Source organism: Paraburkholderia sp. RL17-337-BIB-A (assembly GCF_046025895.1).
Taxonomy (GTDB): domain Bacteria; phylum Pseudomonadota; class Gammaproteobacteria; order Burkholderiales; family Burkholderiaceae; genus Paraburkholderia; species Paraburkholderia fungorum_C.
Genome location: NZ_JARESY010000001.1, coordinates 1,942,530 through 1,968,720, shown reverse-complemented (window position 1 = coordinate 1,968,720; position 26,191 = coordinate 1,942,530). Strand labels below are relative to the sequence as shown.

The window sequence follows — 26,191 nt, the reverse complement described above, 5'->3', positions numbered from 1 at the left end:
GTTTGATATGCACGCAGTTTGACAATCATGCGCCGTATCGCGCAACGCGATATGGTGGATAGGCTGTATCCAGTTTTGAGATAACGTGCGGACCCGATTGAACGACGCTGCTGAGCACGAACGAGATCTAACGGCGCCCAGACAGCGTTTGCAGCGATTCGACGGGTAGCGGCCCGTTCATATCGCCTTGCATGTGCTTAAGGTAAACCCCGAACACTTTTCGCCGCTTTGGTGCCGTGTTCGTAGCGGCGTTGCGCTGCGTACCTCGCATCTCCGGACCTCGCGGCGGCCTGACTGCGCCGACCGTTTCTACGCGAGGAACAGGCGATAAACAGGATTCCTGGTCTCTTCCCAGTGCGGATAACCAAGCGTCGTCAGAAAGCGTTCGAATTCGCTGTTCTCGCTCTCCGGCACCTGGATGCCGACCAGAATCGAACTGTAGTCCGCGCCCTGGTTGCGGTAGTGGAACAGGCTGATATTCCAGTTCGGCGCCATCGACGATAAAAACTTCATCAGTGCGCCCGGCCGCTCCGGAAACTCGAAGCGGAACAGACGTTCGTCGTGAGCCAAGGGCGAGCGGCCGCCGACCATATAACGGATGTGCTGCTTCGACAGTTCATCGAACGTCAGATCAACGGTGGCAAAACCGTGCGCTTCAAACACGCCTGCGATCTGCGCCGATTCGCTGCGGTTCCTGATCTGCACGCCCACAAAGATATGCGCTGAATTCGCGTCCGCAATGCGGTAGTTGAATTCAGTGACACTGCGCGTGCCCACCAGTTCGCAGAAACGACGGAAGCTGCCGCGCTCTTCGGGGATCGTCACCGCGAACACCGCCTCACGTGCTTCACCGACTTCCGCGCGCTCGGCCACGAAACGCATGCGGTCGAAATTCATGTTTGCGCCGGACGTGATCGCGATCAGCGTCTGGTCCTCGAGACCTTCGCGCTCGGCATACTGCTTGGCGCCTGCCACCGCCAGCGCGCCGGCGGGTTCAAGCACGCTGCGGGTGTCCTGAAACACGTCCTTGATCGCCGCGCATAAAGCATCGGTATTCACGAGCAATACGTCGTCGAGATATTCGCTGCACAGGCGGAAGGTTTCTTCACCGACGAGCTTCACCGCCGTGCCGTCCGAGAACAGGCCGACTTCATTTAACGTCACCCGTTCGCCGGCTTTCAGCGAGGCGGCCATCGCACACGAGTCATCGGTCTGCACGCCGATCACCCTGATCTCCGGACGCACCGATTTCACATACGCGGCCACACCCGCGGCCAGGCCACCGCCGCCGATCGGCACGAAGATCGCGTGGATCGGGCCTTGATGCTGGCTCAGAATTTCCATCGCGACCGTGCCCTGGCCGGCGATCACGTAGGGATCGTCGAACGGATGGACGAAGGTCAGCCCACGCTCTTCCTGCAGCTTGACCGCGTGCCCGTATGCATCGCTGTAGGACTCGCCGAACTGCACGACTTCGACCGTCGCGCCGCCATGCGCGCGCACCGCGTCGACTTTTACCTGCGGCGTGGTGACCGGCACAACGATGATCGCCTTCACGCCCATGCGTGCCGCCGAGAGCGCCACACCCTGTGCATGATTGCCCGCGGACGCGGTAATGACACCGCGTTCCAGCGCATCCGCCGGAATATGCGCCATCTTGTTGTACGCGCCGCGCACCTTGAACGAGAACACCGGCTGGTTGTCCTCGCGCTTCAGATAAACCGGATTGCGCAGCCGTGCCGACAGATTCGGCGCGCGTTCGAGTTCGGTCTCGCGGGCCACGTCGTAGACGCGCGCGGTCAGGGTTTTCTTCAGATAGTCGTGGCGCAATGCCACGCTATCGGCGGCGACGGCCGCCCGTTTGAGTTCATGTAACGGCAAGGCAAACTCCTGTGCGGCAAGGTCAAGTCAACAAAGAAGTCACCAGGAGGCAGGCAGAAAGCGGACATAAAAAAACCCGCCTCGTGGGGCGGGTTGATGTCACTGCTATCAGACGCGCGCTAACCCACCATTCGATGAATGGTGCTAATAATCAGCGCAATACGGATGTCGAGGCAGTTCATACGTTCGATCTTCGTTGACTTGACGGGCTTTGTCAATCCCTGTTCGCGCGCCGCAAACAGTACGAACACTCAAGACCGCCGCGCCTGCGCGACGCGCAACCCGGACTTCGACGCAACAGCGTCAGGTCGCGCACCGAGCACTCTTTCGCGCAAAAACAGATCGAACTGCGCCATTACCGCATCGCGCGCAGCATGCGAAAAAAGCGCATGGTCGACCTTGCCGACCACTTTCGCGTTGACGTTCTTCAGCTTGGCAAGCTGGCTGCCGTTCGGTCCAAAATGAATCGCCAGTTCGTCCAGCCCCTCGTCGAGTGGGCCATACATCAATGCGGTTTGTACGCCCTTGCGCTCCAACTCCAGCGCCAGTCTGCGGATCGCGCCACCCGCCATCGGCCGGCCGAGCAGATGTTCGATCGCGGTACTGACACGCACGCTGATGCGCGCGCAGAGACGTCGCGCGAGTTCGGTCACGATGGCGCGGCCGTGCGCGCGACCGGTGAGCAGGCGCAGCCACTTGCGCGGATTGCGCATGGAAAGCCGATAAACGCCGCTCGACGCAACGTGCCGGGTACTGAGCCTGGCTCGTGCGCCGCCCCACTCGAAAAACGGCAGATTGACTAACGCGCAGCCAATCACGCCAGCATGCGCGAGCGCCGTATGCATGCTCACATAAGCGCCCGTGCATACGCCGAACATGACGGTCTTCGGATGGCCCGCCGCCGCGAGACAATCGACCCCGGCTTTGGCGTCCGTCACCGCGTGCCGGGCGTACACCACATCGAGCGTGAGCGAGTCGTCACGGCGAACGCTATCGCCGAGGCCGCCGAGGTCCATCCGCAACGACGCGATCCCAAGTGCCGCGAGGCGCCGCGCCATCAGCACCGCAATCCGGCTATCGCCAACCCGGTGTACGCCGCCCGTGTTGACGAACAACACAGCAGGCGCACCGTCGAGCGCGCGCCGCGGTTGGCAGAATATGCCGACATAGCGGCCGCCGCCGAACACCACGGGCGTTTCGCAGCCGTCCGCGAAATCGATCCGCGCGGCTCCGCCCGGATCGACTATCGCCGCTGCGGGCTCACCCGCGCTGAGCGCGCTTGCGCCCAGCCATTCCAGCACGCTGTCGAAGCCGTGGCGCGGCGGCATGCTGTAGCGAGGATCAAGCAGGAACTTGCCGTATTCGCTGAACACCTGCAGATCCGCCTGCGCGCCCTGAGCCTGATAACGCGCGACCAGGCGTTTCAGCCGCGCGCTCTCAGCCAGGTCCTGCACCAGCACGCGCCGCGCAGGACGTTGCGTACGCTGTTCGAGATCGACGTGCGCGAGAGACTCGAGCGCGTCGGGATAGAGGCGGAATCCGTGTGCGCCGACCGTGCGTCCCGCCTCGGCGTCGGCGCTGCTTTCAAGTCCGATTTGCGCACTGAGCCAGCTTTGATGCTGCATCTCCAGCTCACGGATGTAGCTCTTGCCCGAACTCACCGGCGCCAGCAGCACGAGATTTTCGACACCGCCGAGCTCTTCGGCGGCCAGCGCCGCGAGTGTGGCGCCGAGACGCAGTCCGCAGAAACTCAGGCGCGTCACACCGGTTTCGGCACGCAGCCACGCCGCGGCCGCCTTGATGCTGTCGAGCCATGCGCGCAGGCGCTGCGGATCTTCTTCGCTGCCGCTCGAGTCGCCGGTGCCGGGATAGTCGAAGCGCAGGGCAGGCATGCCGCGCACGGCGAGCGCCTCGGCGAACTCACGCCAGCCGCGATGAATGCACAGCGCCTCGTAGCCGAACGGGTTGCACAGCACCACCCCCATTGCGGACTGAGCGCCCGACGGCCGGTGCAGCCATCCCAGACAGCCGTCGAAGCTTACCGGTCTCATGGTAGGAAGGTTCGTCATGATCGGTCGCGGCGGCGCCACGTCAAGTTCGCGACGCGAGCGACTCTTCCGGCACGATTCGCGCAATCGTGTTTGCGAGCGAATCGATGCTCCGAAACAGATCGTGCGTAATCAGCACGCCTGGAATTTCGATAACGAAGTTCTCTTCGATGGCCATCATCACGCGGACCGAGCCAAGCGACGATAGCCCCGCCGCGTAGAGATCGTCGTGGTCGCCGAGCGTGTCGACCGGCACGTCGAGACAGGCGGTCTCCCGAAGAATGCTGCGCACATGATCTTTCATTTGATACCCCCGATACCTGAATTTTTACGCAAGACATCGATGCATCGAGAACATGCAAGGATGTACCGCTTGTACTCAGCTTGTACTTGGCCCGATTTCGAATAGTCCCTACTTCGAAAACTTTTTCAGCGCCTCGATAAACTCTTAAGCCATCCGAAGCATAGTGTCGTGCGGCCTGTCAGGTGACCACGTCGCCGCTTGCACAGCGTTCGGCGAGCGCCTTCCTGTCAATCTTGCCGTTCACGTTGAGTGGCAACACGTCGAGCGTCACGATCCGTTGCGGCACGGCGTACGCGGGCAGCCGCTGACGGCATGCCTGCAGAATCTGCACAGCGCTGCCCTGTGCGTTCGTCACGAAGGCAATCAGGCCGCAAGCCTGGCCCGCTTCGTCGACGGGCCAGGCGAGCACCGCGCAGAGCGCCGTGTGGCTGCATATCCGGACGACGTGTTCGACCTCTTCGAGCTCGATCCTGTTGCCGCGAATTTTGACCTGCGTGTCCAGCCGCCCTTGAAACACGATGCCCTGCCCGGCTGCTTCGCGCGCGGCATCCGAGCTTCGGTACCAGCGCGACGCGCTGTAGCCTGGATACGTCGCCGCAACGAAGCGGCGATTGCCGGGTTCGTCCGCCGACAGATAGCCCGCGGCCACCTGGGGGCCGCCGATCAGCAGTTCGCCGCTTGCGCCGGGCACGACCGGCCTTAACGCGGCGTCGACGATCAGCAGTTCCATTCCCGGCAATGCGCCGCCGAGCGGCATGACCGCATGCTGTGGATCGTCGAGAAATTCCGCCGTGACTTCGAACGCCGCGCAGGCCACCGTGGTTTCGGTCGGCCCGTACATGTTCAGCACCCGGCTGTTCGGCGCAGCGCGCCGCCACGCCTGGACCAGCAAACGCGGCAACGGCTCGCCGCCGAAGATCGTCACGCGCAGGCTCGGAAATTCGTTCTGCCCCAGTTTGCGAAACTGCTGCATGAAACCGGCTACCGAGGGCACGCTGCTCCAATGCGTGATCGCGTGCTGCTTGATGAAGGCCGCGTTGTAGATCGGCTCGACGGTCTTCGGTACATACAGGCAACCGCCGTTTGCCCAGCACACGAACATGTCATGTACCGACGGATCGAAAGTGAGCTCGCACAATTGCGCATAGCGCGCACCAGGCAGCCTGCCTAGCGTGTGCAGTTGCCCCGCCACGTAGGCGGTAGCGTTCGCGTGCGAGATCGGCACGCCTTTGGGCGCACCGGTCGAACCCGACGTGAAGAGGATGTAAGCGAGATCGTGCGGTGCACGGGATATGGCGGATTCTGTCACCCCTGGCTCGGAAGGCAGTCTCTTCAAGCCGTCGCCGAAGGCTGAAGCAGTGCGCGTGGCGTTCATCTCTCGAGTGTCTTGAGCGCCCCGATCGTCTCCTGCGCGCTCCCCATCGTCATCATCGAGCAGCAGAATCCGCGGACAGTCATCAAGCAACGCCAGCACTTCGTCGAGCAACGCGGCACACTGCCGATCGACCAGCAACAGCGGCGCGCCCGACTGCTCGATCACGGCGGCGATGCGCGCGGCGGGTACGAGCGGATTGAGCGGCACATAGGCGAAGCCGGCCTTGAGAATCCCCAGCAGCCCCACATAGGCGGCCTTGCTGCGATGCGCGAACAGGAGACAGCGCCCGAGCTGGCCGGGCGGCATTGCGGCCGTTATCCCGGCGGCGATCCGGCGCGCCCGCGAGGCGATCTCGTCATAGCAATACAGTCGTTCATCGACCCACAGCGCGGGACTATCCGGCTCGCTCGCGGCAGTTTCGAAGAAGAAGGAATCCAGCATTCACGGCCTCGGTCCATGGGGCATCGCACCGGACTCGCATCGGCGAGCCCCAAGCGGGCGCGCGAGCAGTTGCCAGTCATGCCGGGAGCACACGACCAGGCAGCAAAAGCTGCCCAGCGACGCGCTGCGTTATCGCAGGAAAATTTCACAAGAGAGATTCACGGACGACACGCCAGCAAAACCGCCTCAACACACAAAACGTATGAGGAGATTGTCGTCAGGTCTTCGTAAGAATCATAGAGGCCAAGGAGACCGATATATGTGCGATACCACTCTCAACAGACGAATGAACAGACTCCGGCCCGCCCGCCGCGCGCGGGATGATGTGGCCCTTCGCGTCACACGCCATGCGGCGTATCAATCATGCACGCCGCTTGCCTTCCTGAAAGCGCCGAGAATGCGTTGCTCCAGCGCGTTGTAGTCGCCACCGAAGTGATGATCGCCCGACGTGCGAATCACCGTGATGCCGCTCCTGGTGAGCGCCGGACACAAGGTGTCTTTCTCGTTCTCACCGTAGAAACACTGCACGAGCGCGGGCGGCACGCGCGTCAATTCCGGCTGCACCTTCAAGGCCTTATCGCTCGCCGGCATGCCAAGCCAGCCGCCCACACGAATCTGGAAATCGGCGTCAGGCGCGAAGCCGAGCAGCGCAATCAGCGACACTTTCGCGCGCAGCGCTTCAGGCAAACGGTTATAGGCGAACGGCATCACGTCGGCGCCGAACGAATAGCCGACGAGCGCAATGTGCTCCGCATGCCAGCGTGCGCCGTAGGTCTGCATCACGCGAGCGAGATCGTGGCTCGTCTGCGCCGGGGTCTTTTCGCTCCAGAAATAACGCAGACTGTCGATGCCGATCACCGAGACGCCGTCTTTCTGCAACGCGAGCGAGATAGTCTTGTCAAGGTCGCGCCAGCCACCGTCGCCGGAAATCACGATTGCCATCAGGCCGTTCGGATGCGCCGCCGGCAATTCGATCAGCGGCAGATCGGAGACATCGTCATCGTTTGTCGATGCCGTCTGCAAATGCGGCGTGACCATCGCAACGAGCCGCGCGCGATCGCCGTTGCCGGGCGTCGCCTTTTCCACGAAGCCCGGCACCTTGTCGCGGATGATCGTCGGGTCCGGCGGGCACGGTTGAAAGCGCGCATCCAGATTGCGCTCGGCATCCACCGAGACCGCGCCGGCCACCGTATTCGACGGCGCCTGTTCGAGCACATGCATCGCGAGCGTCGCGCCCTGGCCCGTACCCGCGACGATCGGTGCGAAATAGCGGCTCGATTGCGATTGCCGTTCGAGTTGATGGCTCAAGGCTTCAGCATCGCCCACCAGTTGATGGCAGGCTTCTTTTTTCGCGCCCAGATTGGCCGCATAGCGCGCCGTATCCACGCCGACGGTCAACGCGCCTGCCTTGGCGAGCGCATCGGCGGTTTGCTGATCGGCCGCGCTCCAGCCGGCAGCCCCCGAGTAAAGCACCACAAAGCCGCGCAACGGGCCGGCGGGTTGCGTCACCGTCACGTCGCCATAACGGCCGCCCGATACGGTAGTGGTCGTGGCAAAAGCAGCGGCGCTGCCAAGCACGAGGCTCGCCGCGACGGCGAGCTTGTAAAGCGGATGCAATGTCATGAACGCCGGCCTCCCGCCAGCAATGACAGGTCCGCGAGCGTGAAGAACACGCCCATCGAACCCGACGCCGCGAGATAGCGCGGCTCCCAATGCGGCTGGAACTTGCTCTTGAAAGCGCGCAGTCCGCGGAAGTTATAGAAGCGGCCGCCGAAGCGCCACACGATCCCCGCCAGCCGATGCCAGCGCGACGCGAGCGGCGTCGGCTGCATGCCGGAGAGCGGCGCGATGCCCAGACTGAGCGAGCGAAAACCCGCCTGCTTCAGATGCAGCGCGAGTTGGGTGAACAGATATTCCATCGCATACGGCGACGCACTTTCCACGTGCCGCATCACACCGACCGTTGCCTCGGTGTTCATATCGGTCGTCATGAAGGTCACGAAAGCGGCCGGCGCGCCGTTCTGGCGCACCAGCATTACGGATTGCGCGGCGAGATACTCGTCGGTAAACGCGGCCACCGAGAAGCTCTTTTCGCGCGCATCGCGGCTGTTGAGCCAGCCGTCGGAAATCTCACGCAGCGTTTCGAGCGAGGCCGGCACAGCGGCCTGATCGATCACTTCGACGGTAAAGCCGTCACGCTCGCCACGCTTCAACGCATAGCGAAGATGCGCGCGATGCGGGCCCTTCAGATCGAAATCGTCGAGCACGACATGGGCTTCCTCGCCAAGCTTCATCAGCGTGAGGCCGGCGTCGAGATAGAGCGGCAAGGCATTGGCGCGCACCTGATAGAACGCGGCGCGACCGCCGTGCGCATGCGCAAGCGCGACGAACTTGCTGATCAGGCCGGCCCATTCTTCGCGCGGACCGACCGGATCATGCAGCGCAGCCCATGTGCGGCCATTTTTCGCATACATCAGGAAGGCCTCGCGCGACTCGGAAAAGAGGAAGCTCTTGTCGCCCATCAGCGCGAGACCGGCGTCGCTGCGCTCCTGCGCGCGCACGATACGCGCCGCGTCTTGCAAATCTTGCGGAGGGGGGATCACGAAGCGGCCCGCCGCGGGGCGCAGCAACTGCCAGAACGCGAAAATCGCCGCGAACAGGCTCGCGGCCAGCGTCGCGCGCAATGCACGCGGTGCGCGTTCGTCGAACGCGAATTGCCACCACAGGTCGCGCGTGTACGGCACGTCGCGGAACGCAAACAGCATGACCCAGACGGCGAGCGCGAGAACCATCGCCACCGAGACCAGCCAGCCCGCCGTAAAACGCTCGGCAAACAGCGACGAATGACGGTTGAAACGGCGGCGCGTGGACAGCAGCAGCGCAATCAGCATGCCGAGCACGCCCGCTTCCACGAAGGCAAGACCTTTGGTCAGCGACAGCGCGAGGCTCAGCACCGCCAGTAGCAAGGTCATCCACCACGCCGCATCCAGACGCCGCAGCAAACCGCGCGCGACGAACAACAGCAGCACACCGAGCACGCTGCACAACATCTGCGAGCTTTCGAGCACCCACAGCGGCAGCACGTCGCGCAAAATCAGAATGCGTTGCCAGAATGCGGGCGTCGCGCTCGAAATCACCAGCATGCCGCCGACCACGAAAGTCACGAGGCTCAGAAACAGCGGCGCGAGTTTATAGGCACCTGCCGCGTGCCGCAGCGGCAAACGGCTTTTCAACGCGCGGCCTTCGAAGCCGGCAAGCAGCGCCGCCGAGACGATCAACGGGACACCAAAGTAAATCGCGCGATATGCGAGCAGCGCCGCAAGCATCTGATGCGTTTGCACACTGCCGTTCAGCGTGAACACCATGGCCGCTTCGAACACGCCGACACCGCCGGGCGTGTGGCCGATCATGCCGAGCAGCATGGCGGCGGCATAGACCGTGATGAAGGTCACGAAGCTGACGTCCGCATGCGGCAGCAGCGCCCACAACGCGAGGCCCGCGGCCACCACGTCGAGTACGGCGAGGGCCACTTGCGCGAGCAGGTCGCGGCGCGCCGGAATGTCGAGCGAAAGCCATTCCCAGCGCGTGCGGATCGGGCGGGTGTCGCGGTGGCAGGCGGCAGCTACAAGTCCGAGCACGATAAGCAAGGCGGCTCCGCACCAACGCAATGTGAGCGGCGGCAGATGCAGCAGCGCCGCGAGCGGATCGGCAAGGCACACCATGCCGAGGGCCGTCATCAGCACCAGCGCGAGCGCCAGCGAAACGCTCGTGAACACGGTCATGCGGCCGATCTGTGCGGGCGTGACGTTCGACACGCCATAGACGCGCGCGCGCACGGCGCCGCCTGTCAACGCGCCGAAGCCGGTCGCGTTGCCGAGGGCGGAGCCTGCGGTCGCGCCGATCCATAGCGCCGCGCGCGGCACCGCGGCGCCCAGATAGCGCAAGCCGACTGCGTCGCGGCCGACCAGCGCGATATAGCTGAGCGCGGTCGCACCGAGCGCCGCGGTCCACTCGCCCGCCGTCAGGTGCCGCAGTTGGCCGATGACCGAGCGATAGTCGACCGCTTGCGAGAGATGTTGCAAGACGACCAGCAGCAACCCGCAAATGACGAGTGCGAGCACGGGCGAGAGGATGCTCCGTTTACCAAGCGCTTTCGATACACGGTCGAACATCGCGCCTGGCCGGTCGAATTTATTGTTGTATCGGTGGAACATGGTCAATGCGGGCCTTGCGGGAGCTGTCGCGGCGACGGATCGTCTGCCACGGCATCGCCTTACATCAGCGATTACGAATAGATAACGGCAGTAGGTGGAAAAGGTTGACAGTGTTAGTCAATTCATCGGGTTTTAACCTGGACCGCCATTGAAGCTAATGCGCTTCGCGGCGTGACAGAGCAATCCGCGTGGATTAAACGGTCGATATTGCCGATTGGACTGTTGTGCTGCGTGCGGACTGCTGCGCTCGACAGGGGGCCGAAGTCTAAACGCTTATTGCAGATCGCGAGAGGAAGATATTTGATCGGACTGGTGTCGACCGCGCTTCTGATGAGCGCGTTGTCCGCGCAAGCGACCAAGGTACCGCGGCAGGACGCGTCGCATATCCGCAAGTAACGCGCGGCAATCCGAGCCTTATTGTGAGCGAGTCGGCACTCGCGTGCCGGCGGTCCAGAGGCCGCCTCCAGGCGCCCAGAAGCGGTTTGATGCTCTAATCGATGACGACGCATCGATGTCGAAACACGCTTCCCTCAGGACAGGAGACACAGATTGACGAACGAAAACCAACTCGAGCGCTGGCTCGCGCGCGAGCAGGAAGTATTGGCGGCACTGAACGCCGGGCCGGGCCCCGGTGTCGCCAGCCCCGAACAGGTGGCGGGCAAGACTGGCCTGGAAGTGATGCAGGCGATGATGAACGCGGAACTGCCCTACGCCGCGATCGCCCGCACACTCGACTTCACCATCGTCGAAGTCAGTGCGGGGCACGCGGTGTTTCAGGGCACGCCGCTCGCCCAGCATCTGAATCCACTGGGCACAGTGCATGGCGGCTGGATCGCTACCTTGCTCGATTCCGCGCTAGGCTGCTCGGTACACACGATGATGCCGGCAGGCCGCGGCTACACCACCGCCGAGCTAAGCGTGAATTACGTGAAAGCGGTGACGCCGCGCGTGCAGCGCGTGCGCGCCGAAGGCAAGGTGATCCACTGCGGACGGCAGCTGGCGACGGCGGAAGCTCGCCTTGTCGGCCCCGACGGCACGCTCTACGCGCATGCCACGACGACCTGTCTGGTATTCGAGATTCCGGGCCGCTAAAGAATACGGCCGATACGGAAACGCTTACTGCGGGCGGCGGTGCGCTTCAGCAAGCACAGCGCAGTTTTGCAGATGCAGGTTCAGCGCGTGCAAAGCCAGCGCGCGGACCTTGCCCAGCCACGTGGTGTTAGCGGCGGGTGCGGTGCGGGTGGTAGCGACGTTGGATGCGGTGTTCATGACAGACTCCTGTATAGGGTTTGTACCTAGGGAATAACCCGATTATAGTCGTCTCCCGCCGCACTGCAACAAATATCGATAATCCGCCGACATGTTGTGTCACGGCCACAGGCGCGACCTACGAAATCTCAAAAAGGGGCGGCATCGCGCGCTGCACTATTAACCATCCGCACCGTACAGGTGCAATAATGCCCCCTTTGCCTGCGACCATTCGCCGCGGACTGCTCCCGCCCCTCATGACTGTCGTCCAGAAAGCCCTGGTTGCCCCCCTCATCGTCGCCTGCGCGATGTTCATGGAAAGCGTCGATGCCAACGTGATCGTCACCGCCTTGCCCGCCATGGCGCGCGATTTCGGACGCGATCCGGTCACGCTGAAAATCGCGGTGACGAGCTACGTGCTGGGTCTCGGCGTCTTTATCCCCGTATGCGGCTGGCTCGCGGACCGCTTCGGCGCACGCACGGTTTTCCGCACGGCGATCGGCATCTTCGTGACCGGCTCGCTCTTATGCGCCGCGTCGAATTCACTGGCTACCTTTACCCTCGCCCGTTTCGTGCAAGGCGTGGGCGGCGCGATGATGGTGCCGGTCGGGCGGATCATCATCTTCCGGGTGGTCGAAAAAGCGGACTTCATCCGCGCGATGAACTATCTGAGCGTACCCGCGATGCTCGGACCGGCCGCCGGCCCGCTGCTTGGCGGCTTCATCACCACCTATCTGCACTGGCGTCTGATTTTTTTCATCAACGTGCCGATCGGCATTCTCGGTATCTATCTGACCAACCGGCACATCGCCAACACACGCGAGCCCGACCCGGGGCCGCTCGACTGGATCGGCTTTTTTCTGTCGGCGGCCGGCGCGGTGTTGCTGCTGCTCGGATTGTCACTGGTCGGCGGTGAGCTCATTTCGAATCAGGACGCGTTCGGCATGTGCGCAAGCGGCGCCGTGCTGCTCGCGGGCTATGTCGCGTACGCCCAACGCGTCGAACTCCCGCTGCTCGATCTGCGCTTCTTCAAAGTGCCGACGTTTCAGGCGAGCGTGCTCGGCGGCTCGCTGTTTCGTATCGGTCTCGGCGCGTTGCCGTTTCTGCTGCCGCTGATGTTGCAGGAGGGACACGGCATGAGCGCGTTCGAGTCCGGTCTGATCACGTGCGGGTCCGCGTTCGGCGGCATGTTCATGCGCACGGTCGCCTCGCGCGTGCTGCACCGCTTCGGCTTCCGTTCGGTGCTGGTGGTGAACGCGGCCCTGTCGGGGATTTCGATCGCGGCGTGCGGACTATTTTTCCCTGGCACGCCGACCTGGATCATCTGGTTCGTTGTGTTGCTCGGCGGCTTCTTCCCGGCGCTGCAATTCACCAGTCTCAACTCGCTGACTTACGCGGAAATCGCCACCCGCGACGTGGGACGCGCAACGAGTCTCGGCAGCGTCGTGCAACAGATGTCGCTCGGCCTGGGCGTGACGGTGGGCGGTATCGTGCTGCAGATTTCGCGCGTGCTGCAAGGCCATCCGGGCATCATGTGGTCGGATTTCTGGCCCGCGTTTCTGGTGGTGGGCTTGTGCTCGTTTGCGTCGATTCCGGTCACGTTGCGTATGCCGCATCGCGCCGGTGAAGAAATCTCGCGAGGCGGTCGGGGATAAAGGCTCGCCTTGTCAATCTCGAGCGGGCTTCCGGCACCGCTCGCATCAGCCCGTCGCCCATGCGGCCAGCGTATCGCCGAAACCGCCGCGAGCGCGGGTCGCGGTACGCGCGCTCGTGATCACGCGCGGCGCGGCACTCCATGCAATGCGGGCACCGGTCGCGATCAGGCGGTCGACGAGCGCAACGTCTTCGCTGCACGTGAGCGGTGGAAAGCCGCCGGCTAGTCGATACGCCTCGGCGGAGACGCCGAGATTCGCGCCGTGCACATGACGGTGGCCATCCGCGTCCACATAGGTCTTGCGAAAATATTCGCGCACGCTGTGCGGATGAGCGGTCCAATCGTCGACGGCAATCGAGCCGCACACCGCGTCCGCGTCCAGCGACAATTGTGCGACCAGCCAGCCCGGCGACACGCGGCTGTCGGCATCGGTGAAGGCAAGCCAGCGGGCGCCGTCCGCCAGCAGCAAATCGGCGCCCGTCGCACGCGCGATGCCGACATTGCGCGCCTTCAGCGTCAATGTCTCGACACCGTAGGCACGCGCGATCGCCCCGGAAAAATCGCTACAGGCGTCGAGCACGACGACGATCCGCACGGTTTCAGGGGCTAGATCAGCATGCCGCGAGGCTTCGATCAACGCGGCCAGACAAGGCGCCAGCAACGCCTCTTCGTTATGCGCCGGAACGATCACGCCGATCATAGGAGCCCCTCGCGTTGTGCCACCGAGCGCGCATCGCGCGACCATACGTCGATCAACAGATCGGCTTCGTCGTGATGCGCGAGACGCGACAGACCGCAGCGCGCGTCGAACAAGGCGTGGGCGGTGTCGGCGGATTCGAGCGCTTCGGCAAACGGACGGCGCCAGTGGCAGGCGAGCAGCGTGCCGTCCGTCGTGAGCGAGGCGGCGATTCGCGCGGCCAGCGTTTCGAGGTCGGCTGAATCGAGGTAATAGGCAAATTCGCTGATCACGATCAGATCGAACGGTCCCGCGTCAACCGGCCATTGGCGCGGCACCGTGCGCTGTTCGACGCGAACCTGCGGCAGCCCGGCAACCCTTTCGCGCGCAAGACGTACCGCTGTTTCGTGCAGATCGGCGGCGAGCAGCGCGTCACAGCGGGCTGCCAGTTCGGCCGTCAGTTCGCCGTTCGCGCAGCCCGGCTCGAACGCGTTGCGATAGCGCGGACGCGGCAGCAGCGCAAGCGTGAGCGAACGCTTGCGGCGTTCGTACCAGCCTTCACGCAGATTCCACGGATCGTCGCTGCTTTTGTAGAGTTGATCGAAGTACATCGCTGGGGAGGACATGTCAGCGGCCCTCCATGAATCGTGTCAGAGCATCCAAGGCGCACCTCCGGCAGCGGCGTTGCGGTCGTCCTTTGCCTTGACGGTCAATTCGCCGAGCGCGGCAAGATCGCGTTCGGCATGGCTTTGCCGCAAGAACACCGGCAGGTCCGCCAGCGCCCGGGCAAAGCGCGCATCGCGGCAGAGCGGGCCGGCGCCGAGTGTGCGCGTCGCGTGATTCATCACCGCCGTGGCGGCTTCTTCAACGATGAGACGTGCGCGCATGGCTTCACGCTGTGCGTCGGCGTGTGGATGCGCGTCGATATGAGCGGCGGTTTCGCGCAGCACCGCGGCGGCGCCCGCTAAAGCGACCTCGACAGCGCCGAGGTGGGCGAAGCGATGGGCGTCGGCTCGTTGCATGGATGCTTCTCGCAACGTCCGGCCGATTTGCGCGGCGGCGCCGTACCAGCACGCGGCAATGCCGGCGCCGCCATGCCAGAAGCCCGGCCGGCGCACATAGGCATGACCCGCGCCCACGAGTGTGGCCGGCGTCTGATCGAAGGTGACGTCGGCGCTGGCGGTTGCCTGCATGCCGACTGCTTGCCACTTCGACGCGTCGACCGAAATCGACGCGTGATCCATCGCCACGGCGGCAAGCACGGGTTCGTCGTCGAGCCATGCGGTGACGAGCGCGTGACTGACTACGGCCGCGCCTGAACACCAGGCTTTTGTGCCGCTCAGATAGAGGTGTTCGGGATCGTCCGTGCGAGTCGCGTCGGTACGAGTCGCGCGTTTGCTGGCCTGCACGCGCGCATCAGGCGGCTCCGCGGCCCACACACCCCAGCGGCTACCCACGGCAGGCGTGGGGCCGCGCAGCTCGGCGAGAATCGCCAGCGCATCGGTATGTCCTTCGAACAGTTTGACGAGACCGAGATCGCACGCCGCAACCGCGGCCAGGGCACGCCAACGCGCTAGCGTCTGCCCGTGCCCGGGCAATGGCACGAAGGGCGAACGGTCGTAGCCGCGTTCAATCAGCGCGCGCAAGACATCGCCCAGCGCGGCGGGGTCACTCGCATCGACATGCGTGCCGCGCAGAAAATCTTCAAGCGACCCGGCAGAAACTCTGGCCTGCTGCGCGCCGAGTGCCGCGTATGAATCGCGAGTGCGGGTACTACCCGTTCCTTCCGGCGGCCGCGCACTCACGCCGGCCGCACGATCACGCGTATCGAGCATCGTGCCTCCCTGAAGCTGTTCGATCTATGCGCGCGGACTTTCGATAGCCGCAGCGCGTGCAGACAAACAGCAAGCGGCGTGCCGCAGGTCTCGAATACCTGGGACACGCCGCAACATTTCAGGGGTTATGGCCTATTGAAGACCGCTTGCAGCGCTCCTGTATGAAGGAAGCGCGACTCGGACATCAGCGGTGAGCGCGCTCCCGGCGCCGCGCTTCCGCCTGCTCCAGCAACGCTTCGAACAACGCGAGTTCCACCGGCTTGACGAGGTGGGCGTGGAAACCGGCCGCTTGCGTGCGTTCGCGATCGCTGGCGTGACCGAAGCCGGTCATCGCGGCGAACAGCGTGTGAGCCAGCGCGGGCATCGCTCGCAATGCTGCGAGCGTCGCGTAACCGTCCATTTTGGGCATCGCGAGGTCGATCACTGCAAGGTCCGGCACGAGGCGGGGCGCGACATCGAGCGCCTGTGGGCCGTCGTAGGCAATGCGGACTTCGTGGCCTTTGAGTTCGAGCAGCATGGCGAGGCTGTCGGCGGAGTCGCGGTTGTCGTCCACCAGCAGAATACGCAGCGGCGCCACCGTGCTTCCCGCCGCACCGTCCTGATCAGTCTGCTCGTCGGGGAGCGCCGCGGCAAACGGCAAACTGAGCGTGAACGCACTCCCGCACCCCTCTCCCTCGCTGGTCGCGATAATGCTGCCGCCATGCAATTCGATCAGCGATTTGCACAACGTGAGGCCGATACCGAGACCGCCTTCGCCGAGGCTTTGCCCATGCTTTTCCTGCGCGAACAACTCGAAGATCGAATCGAGCGCACGCACGGGAATGCCGCAGCCGGGGTCGCGCACCTCCAGCACAGCCATGTGATGATCGATGCGGCCGAAGATCTCGATGCGGCCGCCGGACGGCGAAAACTTCGACGCGTTATGCAGCAGGTTTTGCAGCACCTGCACGAGCCGCGTCGTGTCGCCCTCGACGATCAGCGGCTCGGCCGGCATATGCGGCGCCACGCTCTGCTCCCGCGAATCGGTAAACGGCCGCGCCGCTTCGATCGCGCGCGCCACCACTTCGGCCAGATCGACGCGCGCCAGGCGCAGTTCGACCTTGTCCGACATGATGCGGCCGACGTCGAGCAGATCGTCGACGAGACGTGTGAGGTGCGTGACCTGGCGGTCGATCAGATCGCGTGAGCGCGCCAACGTGGGGCTCATGCCCGCTTCGAGTTGCATCACGCCGATCGCGTTGCGCACCGGCGCAAGCGGATTGCGCAACTCGTGAGCGAGGGTCGCGAGAAACTTGCGCATACGCTCGCCGGAGCGCTCCAGTTCTTCGCGCTCACGGCGCTCGGTCAGATCGCGCGTGACCTTGGCGAAGCCACGCAAGCGGTTCGTTTCGTCGTACACGGCAGTGATGTTGACGTTGGCCCAGAAGGTCGTGCCGTCCTTGCGCACGCGCCAGCCTTCGTCTTCGACCCGGCCGATCTGCTTGGCGATCGCCAGTTCGCGCGCGGGCTTGCCGGCGGCCGCTTCTTCGCGCGTATAGAAAGTCGAAAAATGCCGGCCCACGATTTCGTCGCGCGTATAGCCTTTGATGCGCGCAGCGCCCGCATTCCAGCTCACCACATAACCGTCCGGATCGAGCATGAAAATCGCGTAGTCTTTCACGCTGTCGACCAGCAAACGGAAACGCTCCTCGCTTTGCCGCAGCGCTTCCACATAATCGCGCTGCGCGGTCAGATCGCGAGTGATCTTGGCGAAGCCCGTCAGCACACCCGCCTCGTCGCGCACTGCCGTGATGACCACATTCGACCAGAAGGTCGTGCCGTCATTGCGAACCCGCCAGCCTTCATCCTCGAAGCGGCCGGTGAGCGCGGCTTGCTGCAACTCGTAAGCGGGCCAATCGCGCGCCACGGCTTCGGCCGTGTAGAAACGCGAGAAGTGCTCGCCGATGATTTCGTGCGCCGCGTAACCCGTCAGGTTCCGCGCACCGCCATTCCAGCTGACGATACGCCCGCTTGGATCCAGCAGAAAAATCGCGTAGTCCTGGATCGACTGGACCAGCGCCCAGTAATCGATTTTGACAGGCGCCTCGGCACTAAGCGCCGGCGGCACGCTGGCGGCCTCGCCATTTTCGCGGGCTGAATGGACGTCAAGCTCGTTCATAGTAAGAAGTATCGATGGGTCTGTTCAAAGCATACACCGGCTCGCTTCACGATTCGCCAATGCCCTGTTACCGCTTCGGCGATGGAAACAGCCGCCCATGCCGCCAGGCACGCGGCGCTATTTGTGCAATGCACTGCGCACACTGGACACGTCACGCGTGGTCACCGGTTCGGCTGCGTTGCCCCAGGTATTTCGAATAAAGGTTAACACGTGCGCCATTTCGCTATCCGTCAGCTTATCGGCGAACGGCGGCATCTTGCGCGGCTCGGGACCTTCTTGCGTATGCGGACTGCCGCCGCCCTCCACCAGCAGACGCACCAGCGACGTGGTGGACGGCGACAACACCGCCGGGTTACCCACGAGGCGCGGATATTTTTGCGGCACACCGGCGCCGTCGGCCTGATGGCAACGCGCGCAGTAAGCCGCGTAGATACCCGCACCGGGCCGTTCGACATCGCCGGTTTTCAAGGCCTGCGCGCTCTGCTGGGCCGCGCGCGATCGCGCGTTGAAGTGGCCGCTCTGTGCACGCGGCGGCAGGCTTTTCAGATACGCGGCGAGCGCCGCGAGGTCGGCGTCGTTCAGGTATTGCGTGCTGTCTTCCACCACCTGCACCATGCTGCCGAACGTTACCAGGCCGCCGCCATGGCCGTGCTTCAGGAACGCGGCGAGGTCGGCGGCAGAAGTTCGGCCGAGGCCTGAACCCGGGTCGGCGGTGAGGTTCGGCGCGAACCAGTGGTCGTTGGTGCCGCCCGTCAGATAGAGCGAGCTTGCTTCAGTGTAGCCACGTTCCTCATAAGCGGGCCCACGCGGCGTGTGACACGCGCCGCAATGGCCGAGCGACTGCACAAGGTACGCGCCGCGATTCCATTGCGCGTCACGCCCGGCTTCGGGTTTGAATGGGCCGCTCGGCGCGAACAGCCAGTCCCAGAACATGAGCGCCCAGCGCTGGTTGAATGGGAACGGCAGTCTGGTCGGCGGCGCCGGCGTCGCCACCGGTTGCACGCCGTGCATGAAGTACGCGTAGAGCGCGTGCATGTCCGCATCGTCGATCTTCGCAAAGGACGGGTACGGCATCGCCGGATAGAGGCGCTTGCCGCCAGGCGCCACGCCGTCGCGCAAGGCCCGCGCGAAGTCGTCATAGCTATAGCGGCCGATGCCCGCCTGCGGGTCTGGCGTGATGTTCGACGAGTAGAGGGTGCCGAACGGCGAGGCCATGCCGAGGCCGCCGGCGAACGGCGCGGCCAGCGTCGGCGCGGCGCCCGGCTGGGTTGCGCGCGGTGCGGCTGTGTGGCAGCCGGCGCAGTCCGCGGCCCTGGCGAGGTAGGCGCCGCGGGCGATCTGGGCGGCATCGGGGCCGGCGGGGGCGTTGATGGCGGTGTTTGGTTTGTTGTTGGTGGCGTTGTTGGTGGCGTTGTTGGTGGCGTTGTTGGTGGCGTTGTTGGTGGCGTTGTTGGTGGCGTTGTTGGTGGTGCTGTTCGTGGTGCTGTTCGTGGTGCTGTTCGTGGTGCTGTTCGTGGCGTTGTTCGTGGCGTTGTTCGTGGCGCCATTCGTAACACCGCTCGCCAACGCCCCACCGGTTGCAATCAACACAGCCACCGGCAGGCCAATCAGCACGTGCCACCTCGCCGGATGGGGTCCGTCATGTGCCTTTCCGCCAAGCCGCGGTTCCATGTCCTCGGCCATCACCGCACCTTGAACAGGTAAGGCGTCAGATACAACGTGCTGAAAATGAACAGCCACACGATGTCGACGAAATGCCAGTACAACCCACCGATCGTCAGCGCGGCGCAGCGTTTTTCGTCGAAGTAGCCAAGCGCGGTCCACAGCAGCAGAAACAGCAACACGATGATGCCGACGGCCACGTGCGCCATATGAAAGCCGGTGATCGTGAAGTACAGCGAACCATAGAGATGCGTCGTCAAGCCATACGGATGAGCGTGCCACTCGACCAACTGAATGCCCATGAAGGCGATGCCCAGCACGACCCCGACCGCCATCGACGCCACGGCCCAGCGCAACCGCCTACGCCGCACACAACGCTCGCATAGCCAGACGAACACGCTGCTCGACAGCAGAATGACGGTGTTCGCGATGCCAAGCCCAAGCTTTGGCAGACCCTCGGGTGGCCAATGTTGCGGACTGAGCGTGGCCAGATACAGATACGAAGAGATCAAGTAACCGAACAGTGCGCCTTCTGTGACGATCAGCGTGAGGCAACCCCACCAGCCACCCGAACGCTCGCCCGCGCTGCCCACCGGCAAGGGACGCACGGGCTCGGCGGGTTGGCGTGACGACGGATTCAGGTCGACGGCATCGCTCATCTCAACCTCCCGCGTCGTGTACGGTGACAGGCTCACGCTGGATCAACGCGCGTTCAGGCCACAACCAGACGACGATCGACACCGCGCAACCGGCCAGCATCGCGCCCGCGAAAATCCAGGCGCTCATCGCGAGTCCCGCGAATACGAGCGTCGCGAACACGGCGAGCCAGAACGGCGCATAGGAATCGCCCGGCATCTTCAGGATCACATCGGGGTTGGCTTCGAGCGCGGTCGTGCCGAGCGCCTCGCGGCCTTGCGCGAGCAGATAGCCTTCGTCGAGTTGCGAACGCGTGTGAACGGCAAAGCCTGGTTCGTCGATGCGTCCTTCCCACAACGGATGACGGCTCGCCACCAACGGCACCACCGCGAAGTTATACGGCGGCGGCGGCGAGCTGACCGCCCATTCGAGCGTGGGGGCGTCCCACGGATTGTTACCCGCGGGCTTGCCGTGTTTCAGGCTAACCAGCAGATCGATCAGAAAGATCAGCACGCCTGCCGCGAACAGAAACGAACCCAGCGATGTGACCAGATTCACCGTATTCCAGCCCATGTCGGCGGGATACGTATAGATGCGGCGCGGCATGCCGAGCAGCCCCGCGATATGCATCGGAAAGAACGCGACGTTAAAGCCTGCGAACAGGACCCAGAAGCCGATCTTGCCGAGACGCTCGCTCATCATCTTGCCGGTGAACTTCGGAAACCAGAAGTAGATGCCGCCGATCACCGGAAACACATTGATGCCGAGCAGTACGTAATGCAGATGCGCGACCACGAAGTAGGTGTCGGTGAGCTGCCAGTCGAGCGGCACCGCGGCGGTCATCACGCCGGACACGCCGCCCACCACGAACAGAAACACGAAGCCCGCGAAGAACAGGAACGGCACGCGAAACACCGGCCGGCCCGTCCAGATGGTCGCGATCCACGCGAACGTAGCCACCGCGCTCGGAATCGCGATAACGATGCTGGCCGCGCCGAAAAACGACAGGGCGAGCGCCGGAATACCGGTCGCGAACATATGGTGAATCCACACGACAAAACCGATCACCATCGTCCCGACGGTCGAGAGCGCGACCGGTCCATAACCGACCAGCGGCCGCCGGCAGAACACGGGCAATGCGTCGGACACGATGCCCATGGCCGGCAGCACGACGGCATAGACCCACGGATGCGCGAAAATCCAGAACAGATGCTGCCAAAGCAGCGGACGCCCACCGTTCAGCACGTCGAAGAAATGCGTGCCGATGCGCCGGTCGAGCCACAGCAGGAAGAACGCGAGACTCACCGACGGCACCGCCAGCAGATTGCCGCCCGACGCCGTGAGCGTGCCCCACACCAGCACCGGCATGCGGTCGAGCGACATGCCGGGCGCCCGCATGCGCAGCAACGTCACGACGAAATTCATCGAACCGACCGTCGTCGAGATGCCGAGCAGCACCATGCCTAGCGCGTAGACATCGATATTGGGTCCGGTGCTGTATTCGAGTCCGGAGAGCGGCGCGTAATTGAACCAGCCCGCGTCCGGTGCCTGCCCGGTCGGAAAACTCGCATACAGGAAGATGCCGGCAAACAGAAACACCCAGTAGGAAAGCGCGTTCAGGCGCGGAAACGCCATGTCGCGCGAACCGAGTATGAGCGGCCACAGATAATTGGAGAAGCCCGATAGCACGGGTAACGCGTACAGAAAGATCATCGTCACGCCGTGCATCGTGAAGAGCTGGTTGTATTGCTCGGGCGTGAGCACCGTGGCGTTGGGACGCGCGAGCTGGATGCGCATGATGAGCGCTTCGACGCCGCCCATCAGCAGGAAGACGAAGGCAGTGACCAGATAGCGCAGACCGATGGTTTTGTGGTCGACCGTGGACAGCCAGCCGCGCCAGCCCGGCGGCGCCTCCCAGATCTCGCGCAGGCGTTTCTCTTCGGCAGTGCCCGGCGTCACGCGGCCACGCTGTGGCGTGCGTGTGAGCGGTGGCGCCGCGGGCGAAGCTGCTTGCGACGCGTCTGGTGGTGCGTCTGGTGGTGCGTCTGGTGGTGCGTCTGGTGGTGCGTCTGGTGGTGCGTTTGGTGGTGCGTTTGGTGGCGCGCCTGATGGTGCATCTCGTGGCGCGTCTGGCCCGGCACTTTGCGGCGCCTTTGGCGTTGAATCGGACGCTGCGTGATCGGACATTGAAAGGCGCTCCGTGATTTCGCGGCTGGGTGTCAATGCAGCGTCGCCAGATAAGCCGACAGCGCGGCGGCATCGCCGGCGCTCAGCGCGATATCCGGCATCAGCGCCTCAGGCTTGATTTGCTGCGCGTGCCGAATCCAGTCGAGCAGATGGTCCGGCGTATTGGTCAGCGCGCCTGCGGCGATCGTGCGGCGCGAGCCCAGATGCGTGAGATCAGGCGCTTGCAGGCCGCCGGCGTCGGTGCCGCGAATCGCGTGACAGCCGGCACAACGCTCAGCAAAAAGATGCTGCCCTGTGGCGACGACAGGGTTGCTGACGGGTGCCGCCACCTGCCCTTGCGCGTCGCGCCAGGCATTGAAATCGGCGGCCTGCTGGGCGACCACTTCGAAGGCCATATGGGCGTGCTGCGCGCCGCAGAACTGCGAACATTGCCCGCGATAGACGCCTGGCTGGTCCGCCTGTATCCACTGCTCGTTGGTTTGTCCGGGGATCGTTTGGGTTTTCCCCGCGAGCCGCGGCACCCAGAACGCGTGGACGACGTCCGCGCTTCGAAGCTGGACTTTGACCGGCTCGCCGACGGGAATGTGAATCTCGTTGGCTGTGCTGAAGTTGCGCGCCGGGTTGGGGTCGTCGGCGTAGTCGACTTTCCACCACCAGTCGTAGGCCGTGACAGTGATAGTCAGTTGCGGCTGCGTGGCGGGTGAAGCGACCGACGCAAGCACGATGAGGAAATAGACCAGCATCGCCAGCAACACGGCCGACGACACACCCGTGCCGATGTAAATCCAGCGCATCCCGCCGGCTTCGGCATTGAGTGAATCGCTTTGTGCCGCCGGGCGTTTGCGTGCAATTGCCGCAATCAGCAGACCGGCGATGATGATCGTCACCGAGACGCAAATGGCCGTGAACACCCAGCCGAGGCGCATGGTTGGCGTGGCCGCCGGCCCTGCCGCATGCAGGAAATAGTTGAGCGGCGCTGTAGGGGATGCGTAAGCCTCTGAGACGTCGAATCCGCTCAGGAGCGCGACGGCGATGCACGCCCACGATGCGTGAATGCCGGTTGCTCGCGTGCGCGCCGCTCGTTGCATGCTGCGATTGCTCCCTTCCTTTTTGTTTGCGCCGCCGCGGGGCTTCGACCTCGCGCCGGGGCTTGCCAATTTTGGGGCGCAGCAAAAAACGGACCTGTCAGGACATATTTGACGGAAGGGCGCTCTCCGTCCGGATACCTTTGTGATCTTTGTGTATTAGGCGGGGCGCTATCTTGATCGGGCCTCTCAATTGCTCTGTCGTCAAAGCACCTCTATCTGAAACCAAGGAGCCTGACTTGAAACGAGCATCAACCACCTTAGCCTTCACTGCGGCACTCGCTCTGACCCACACCGCCGCGCAAGCCGAAGGCTGCACTAAAGGCGCCGCGGTAGGCGGTGTCACCGGCCACGTCGCCGGCGATCATGCCGTGGCCGGCGCGGCTGCGGGCTGCGCAATCGGCCATCACGAGGCAAAAAAGAAAGACAAAGCAGCGAGCGCGGCCGCAGCCGCCAGCCAACCCGCAGGCAAATAAGCGCATGTAAAAAGAGCCCGGCGGTGACCTGGCGATCATCGTCGGGCGCAATCAATTCGCAACGCGCACCGCGGATGCGCGCCTCAGCCCCTCACCCCGCCGCCCCAACCTTCTCCGCCAGCTTCGCGTCATAACTGGAGTGGACGTGCACCCGCTTCTTCTCGGGAAAGGCGTACGCGTACGCTTTACGCAGCGCCAACGACGCTTCATGAAAACCGGACAGAATCAGCTTCTGCTTGTTGGGATAGTTGGCGATGTCGCCGACCGCGAAAATGCCGGGCCGTGAGCTCTCGTAGTTGGACGTATCCACGTCCACGCGACCGCCGTGAATCGACAGATTCCACCGCGCGATCGGTCCGAGATCGGCGACCAGTCCGTACAGCACGACAAGCTGCTCCGTGTCGAGCTGTGTTTCGCCTTCGATATGCCGCAGCGCGATCGACTTCAATGCATCTGCCTCGACGTTGAGCCCCGCAATCGCGCCGACCACAAAGTCCATCTCCCCCGCCGCGACTGCGCGCCGCATCAACTCGACGCTCGAATCCGCGGCACTGAAACCGTTGCGACGATGCACCAGCGTCACGCGCCGCGCGACCTGGCGCAAGGCCAGCGCCCAGTCGAGCGCGGAATCGCCGCCGCCGGCCACCACCACCGTCTTGTCGGCGAAATCGGCGAGCCGTTGCACGCTGTAGTGTACGTGCCGCGATTCCAGCGGCACGGCTTCGGCAAGCGTCAGTTTTTGCGGCACGAATGCGCCATTGCCGGCGGCAAGCAGAAGCGCCGCCACATCGAATACGAGGCCACGGTCGGTACGCACGGTCCAGCGTCCATCGTCGCGCTGCTCGACCGACTCGACCCGTTGCTCAAGATGGATCGGCACATCGAACGGCTTGCACTGCGCCATCAAACGCTCGACTAACTCGCGCGCGGTACACGACGGAAGCGCGGGAATGTCGTAGATCGGCTTGTCCGGATAGAGCTCCGTGCACTGCCCGCCGACCTTGCCGAGTGCATCGACAATCTGGCACGACAGACCGATCACCCCGGCCTCGAAAGCGGCAAAGAGGCCCACGGGGCCTGCGCCGACGATCAGGACATCGGTGCGAAGCGGTTGCGGAAGTGGGGCTGCGTCGGGCGTCATTCGGGGTCTCGTCGTTGATCGGTCGATGAGCCACCATACAGAATCGCCCGGAGCCCGGCAACGATGCCATTACACATGGTAAGGACGCTCGGGTTGCAGCCGTCGTCCCGAATCAAGGCACGCGCCCCGATGTTGAATGAGCATGTGCATGTGCCTGTGCCTGTGCGCCTGTGCCTGTGCCTGTGCCTGTGCCTGTGCCTGTGCCTGTGCCTGTGCCTGTGCCTGTGCCTGTGCCTGGCGATCCTAAGCGCTGATCGGCTGCATTCAGCGCATTCTCCACTCACCCACGCATCTGCCGCACGGTTTCACTCACCAATCCACGAACCGCGCAAATCACTATCATGCAGCAATTGCAGCAACGTGCCTGCCGGACGGCTCAGCCGTTTGGCGGCCAGCGCGATGAACTCCACCGCGGGCAGCGTCGGCAGACTGGCGGCATTGAGAGGGGGCGCCAGTCCCCGCGCGGCCAGATATTGCGGGCGAACCGTAATGCCGAGCCCGCCGCGCGCGGCCGCGATACAGCCCGCGTGACTGCTGCTCGTGCACACCACCTGCCAGCTGAAGCCGGCTTCGGCGAGCGCATCGAGCACCACGGCGCGCGTCACGCTCGGCTCGGCGACCAGAATCAACGGCAGCGGCTGGCTGAGATCGACGAGCGTGCCGTTACGTGCCAGCCACTCCAGGCGCCCCGTGAAAAGCGGCACGCCGCGGCGGTCGCCCAGACGCCGCTTGCCGACGAGAAGATCGATCGAACCGGCATCCAGCAACTCATACAGCTTGCCGGTCATGCCGATGGTGATTTCCAGCTCGACATCGGGATGCGCGTCGCGAAACGCCGCCAGCACGGTGGGCAGCGGCCCGAGCGCGACGTCGTCCGATGAACCGAGCCGCACCCGCCCTTTCAGGCGCGGGGCGCGAAACTGCGACTCGGCCCGCGCGAGCGCTTGCAGGATCACGCTGGCGTGCGCGAGCATGGCCTCGCCGTCCGGGGTCATTGCGAGCGAATGAGTATCGCGCACCAACAGGCGCCGCCCGACGCTCTGTTCGAGCCGGCGGATATGTTCGCTGACGCTCGACTGCGTCAGATCGAGCCGCCGCCCCGCCTCGGTGAAGCTATGGCAGGCGGCGACTGTGGCGAAGGTCTTGAGCCAGATGGGATTGAGCATGCGT

Annotated in this window: 21 protein-coding genes; 4 read left to right on the top strand and 17 right to left on the bottom strand. The window is 64.0% G+C overall.

The features are described 5' to 3' along the window. Nucleotides 1-309 precede the first annotated feature (309 nt). From ilvA to mprF, 6 genes are all read right to left on the bottom strand, one after another. Nucleotides 310-1,881, bottom strand: coding sequence for a threonine ammonia-lyase, biosynthetic (gene ilvA, locus P0D84_RS08850; RefSeq protein ID WP_408334969.1), 1,572 nt, complete (start codon nucleotides 1,879-1,881; stop codon nucleotides 310-312). Between the two features lie 251 nt (nucleotides 1,882-2,132). Then, nucleotides 2,133-3,950, bottom strand: a complete 1,818-nt coding sequence (locus P0D84_RS08845) for a serine aminopeptidase domain-containing protein (RefSeq protein WP_408334966.1) — start codon at nucleotides 3,948-3,950, stop codon at nucleotides 2,133-2,135. A 22-nt stretch (nucleotides 3,951-3,972) separates the two neighbouring features. After that, a complete protein-coding gene (locus P0D84_RS08840) occupies nucleotides 3,973-4,233 on the bottom strand; it encodes an acyl carrier protein (RefSeq protein WP_408334963.1) in 261 nt (86 codons plus the stop codon). 178 nt (nucleotides 4,234-4,411) lie between these two features. After that, entirely contained in the window at nucleotides 4,412-6,049 is a 1,638-nt protein-coding gene (locus tag P0D84_RS08835) for an amino acid adenylation domain-containing protein (protein ID WP_408334960.1), read from the bottom strand. A 357-nt stretch (nucleotides 6,050-6,406) separates the two neighbouring features. Next, the gene (locus P0D84_RS08830) at nucleotides 6,407-7,672 is read right to left on the bottom strand and encodes a virulence factor family protein (protein ID WP_408334957.1); all 1,266 of its coding nucleotides are present in this window, start codon (nucleotides 7,670-7,672) and stop codon (nucleotides 6,407-6,409) included. Next, nucleotides 7,669-10,221, bottom strand: a complete 2,553-nt coding sequence (gene mprF, locus P0D84_RS08825; protein ID WP_408339734.1) for a bifunctional lysylphosphatidylglycerol flippase/synthetase MprF — start codon at nucleotides 10,219-10,221, stop codon at nucleotides 7,669-7,671. The genes P0D84_RS08830 and mprF overlap by 4 nt, the downstream gene beginning before the upstream one ends. A 591-nt stretch (nucleotides 10,222-10,812) precedes the next feature. On the opposite strand from mprF, the gene P0D84_RS08820 reads away from it, so the two are divergent. Continuing rightward, on the top strand, nucleotides 10,813-11,355 hold the full coding sequence (locus P0D84_RS08820; RefSeq protein WP_408334954.1) for a PaaI family thioesterase: 543 nt from the start codon (nucleotides 10,813-10,815) through the stop codon (nucleotides 11,353-11,355). 24 nt (nucleotides 11,356-11,379) lie between these two features. Here P0D84_RS08820 and P0D84_RS08815 read toward each other — a convergent pair whose 3' ends face one another. Beyond that, the gene (locus P0D84_RS08815; RefSeq protein WP_408334952.1) at nucleotides 11,380-11,532 is read right to left on the bottom strand and encodes a hypothetical protein; all 153 of its coding nucleotides are present in this window, start codon (nucleotides 11,530-11,532) and stop codon (nucleotides 11,380-11,382) included. 236 nt (nucleotides 11,533-11,768) lie between these two features. Here P0D84_RS08815 and P0D84_RS08810 point away from each other — a divergent pair, with 236 nt between their 5' ends. Next, nucleotides 11,769-13,166, top strand: a complete 1,398-nt coding sequence (locus P0D84_RS08810; RefSeq protein ID WP_408334949.1) for an MFS transporter — start codon at nucleotides 11,769-11,771, stop codon at nucleotides 13,164-13,166. Between the two features lie 45 nt (nucleotides 13,167-13,211). Here P0D84_RS08810 and P0D84_RS08805 read toward each other — a convergent pair whose 3' ends face one another. The 7 genes from P0D84_RS08805 to ctaD all read right to left on the bottom strand — a co-directional run bounded on the left by P0D84_RS08805 (nucleotide 13,212) and on the right by ctaD (nucleotide 22,091). Continuing rightward, the gene (locus P0D84_RS08805; protein ID WP_408334946.1) at nucleotides 13,212-13,865 is read right to left on the bottom strand and encodes a glycosyltransferase family 2 protein; all 654 of its coding nucleotides are present in this window, start codon (nucleotides 13,863-13,865) and stop codon (nucleotides 13,212-13,214) included. After that, nucleotides 13,862-14,467: a class I SAM-dependent methyltransferase gene (locus P0D84_RS08800; protein WP_408334943.1), complete on the bottom strand. Its 606-nt coding sequence runs from the start codon at nucleotides 14,465-14,467 to the stop codon at nucleotides 13,862-13,864. The genes P0D84_RS08805 and P0D84_RS08800 overlap by 4 nt, the downstream gene beginning before the upstream one ends. Nucleotides 14,468-14,491: 24 nt before the next feature. Further along, nucleotides 14,492-15,676 carry an acyl-CoA dehydrogenase family protein gene (locus P0D84_RS08795; RefSeq protein ID WP_408334940.1) on the bottom strand — a complete coding sequence of 395 codons (1,185 nt, stop codon included), beginning with the start codon at nucleotides 15,674-15,676 and terminating at the stop codon, nucleotides 14,492-14,494. 184 nt (nucleotides 15,677-15,860) lie between these two features. Continuing rightward, nucleotides 15,861-17,834, bottom strand: coding sequence for a PAS domain-containing hybrid sensor histidine kinase/response regulator (locus tag P0D84_RS08790; RefSeq protein ID WP_408334937.1), 1,974 nt, complete (start codon nucleotides 17,832-17,834; stop codon nucleotides 15,861-15,863). A 117-nt stretch (nucleotides 17,835-17,951) separates the two neighbouring features. Next, on the bottom strand, nucleotides 17,952-19,517 hold the full coding sequence (locus P0D84_RS08785; protein ID WP_408334934.1) for a cytochrome c: 1,566 nt from the start codon (nucleotides 19,515-19,517) through the stop codon (nucleotides 17,952-17,954). Further along, the gene (locus tag P0D84_RS08780) at nucleotides 19,517-20,155 is read right to left on the bottom strand and encodes a cytochrome c oxidase subunit 3 (RefSeq protein WP_408334931.1); all 639 of its coding nucleotides are present in this window, start codon (nucleotides 20,153-20,155) and stop codon (nucleotides 19,517-19,519) included. The genes P0D84_RS08785 and P0D84_RS08780 overlap by 1 nt, the downstream gene beginning before the upstream one ends. Before the next feature lies 1 nt (nucleotide 20,156). Continuing rightward, nucleotides 20,157-22,091, bottom strand: coding sequence for a cytochrome c oxidase subunit I (ctaD, locus tag P0D84_RS08775; protein ID WP_408334928.1), 1,935 nt, complete (start codon nucleotides 22,089-22,091; stop codon nucleotides 20,157-20,159). A 29-nt stretch (nucleotides 22,092-22,120) separates the two neighbouring features. Between ctaD and P0D84_RS08770 the strand changes: the two genes are divergently transcribed. Then, nucleotides 22,121-22,336, top strand: a complete 216-nt coding sequence (locus P0D84_RS08770) for a hypothetical protein (RefSeq protein WP_408334925.1) — start codon at nucleotides 22,121-22,123, stop codon at nucleotides 22,334-22,336. Between the two features lie 15 nt (nucleotides 22,337-22,351). Here the strand turns inward: P0D84_RS08770 and coxB are convergent, their stop codons facing one another. Next, nucleotides 22,352-23,407, bottom strand: coding sequence for a cytochrome c oxidase subunit II (gene coxB / locus P0D84_RS08765; protein ID WP_408334922.1), 1,056 nt, complete (start codon nucleotides 23,405-23,407; stop codon nucleotides 22,352-22,354). A 236-nt stretch (nucleotides 23,408-23,643) separates the two neighbouring features. Here coxB and P0D84_RS08760 point away from each other — a divergent pair, with 236 nt between their 5' ends. Next, complete coding sequence (locus tag P0D84_RS08760; RefSeq protein ID WP_408334919.1) at nucleotides 23,644-23,880, top strand: hypothetical protein; 237 nt, start codon at nucleotides 23,644-23,646, stop codon at nucleotides 23,878-23,880. Between the two features lie 91 nt (nucleotides 23,881-23,971). Here the strand turns inward: P0D84_RS08760 and P0D84_RS08755 are convergent, their stop codons facing one another. Together P0D84_RS08755 and P0D84_RS08750 are read right to left on the bottom strand one after the other, a co-directional pair. Beyond that, a complete protein-coding gene (locus tag P0D84_RS08755) occupies nucleotides 23,972-25,021 on the bottom strand; it encodes an NAD(P)/FAD-dependent oxidoreductase (RefSeq protein ID WP_408334915.1) in 1,050 nt (349 codons plus the stop codon). A gap of 305 nt (nucleotides 25,022-25,326) precedes the next feature. Next, nucleotides 25,327-26,187 carry a LysR family transcriptional regulator gene (locus P0D84_RS08750; RefSeq protein ID WP_408334912.1) on the bottom strand — a complete coding sequence of 287 codons (861 nt, stop codon included), beginning with the start codon at nucleotides 26,185-26,187 and terminating at the stop codon, nucleotides 25,327-25,329. Nucleotides 26,188-26,191 lie beyond the last annotated feature (4 nt).

What these genes read in the sequence shown, in the direction of transcription:
- mprF (WP_408339734.1), bottom strand. Translation starts at nt 10,221, where the DNA reads ATGTTCGACCGTGTATCGAAAGCGCTTGGTAAACGGAGCATCCTCTCG.
- P0D84_RS08845 (WP_408334966.1), bottom strand. Translation starts at nt 3,950, where the DNA reads ATGACGAACCTTCCTACCATGAGACCGGTAAGCTTCGACGGCTGTCTG.
- P0D84_RS08810 (WP_408334949.1), top strand. Translation starts at nt 11,769, where the DNA reads ATGACTGTCGTCCAGAAAGCCCTGGTTGCCCCCCTCATCGTCGCCTGC.
- P0D84_RS08790 (WP_408334937.1), bottom strand. Translation starts at nt 17,834, where the DNA reads ATGAACGAGCTTGACGTCCATTCAGCCCGCGAAAATGGCGAGGCCGCC.
- coxB (WP_408334922.1), bottom strand. Translation starts at nt 23,407, where the DNA reads ATGCAACGAGCGGCGCGCACGCGAGCAACCGGCATTCACGCATCGTGG.
- P0D84_RS08780 (WP_408334931.1), bottom strand. Translation starts at nt 20,155, where the DNA reads ATGAGCGATGCCGTCGACCTGAATCCGTCGTCACGCCAACCCGCCGAG.
- P0D84_RS08750 (WP_408334912.1), bottom strand. Translation starts at nt 26,187, where the DNA reads ATGCTCAATCCCATCTGGCTCAAGACCTTCGCCACAGTCGCCGCCTGC.
- P0D84_RS08805 (WP_408334946.1), bottom strand. Translation starts at nt 13,865, where the DNA reads ATGATCGGCGTGATCGTTCCGGCGCATAACGAAGAGGCGTTGCTGGCG.
- P0D84_RS08800 (WP_408334943.1), bottom strand. Translation starts at nt 14,467, where the DNA reads ATGTCCTCCCCAGCGATGTACTTCGATCAACTCTACAAAAGCAGCGAC.
- P0D84_RS08755 (WP_408334915.1), bottom strand. Translation starts at nt 25,021, where the DNA reads ATGACGCCCGACGCAGCCCCACTTCCGCAACCGCTTCGCACCGATGTC.
- P0D84_RS08840 (WP_408334963.1), bottom strand. Translation starts at nt 4,233, where the DNA reads ATGAAAGATCATGTGCGCAGCATTCTTCGGGAGACCGCCTGTCTCGAC.
- P0D84_RS08785 (WP_408334934.1), bottom strand. Translation starts at nt 19,517, where the DNA reads ATGGCCGAGGACATGGAACCGCGGCTTGGCGGAAAGGCACATGACGGA.
- P0D84_RS08835 (WP_408334960.1), bottom strand. Translation starts at nt 6,049, where the DNA reads ATGCTGGATTCCTTCTTCTTCGAAACTGCCGCGAGCGAGCCGGATAGT.
- P0D84_RS08830 (WP_408334957.1), bottom strand. Translation starts at nt 7,672, where the DNA reads ATGACATTGCATCCGCTTTACAAGCTCGCCGTCGCGGCGAGCCTCGTG.
- P0D84_RS08795 (WP_408334940.1), bottom strand. Translation starts at nt 15,676, where the DNA reads ATGCTCGATACGCGTGATCGTGCGGCCGGCGTGAGTGCGCGGCCGCCG.
- P0D84_RS08815 (WP_408334952.1), bottom strand. Translation starts at nt 11,532, where the DNA reads ATGAACACCGCATCCAACGTCGCTACCACCCGCACCGCACCCGCCGCT.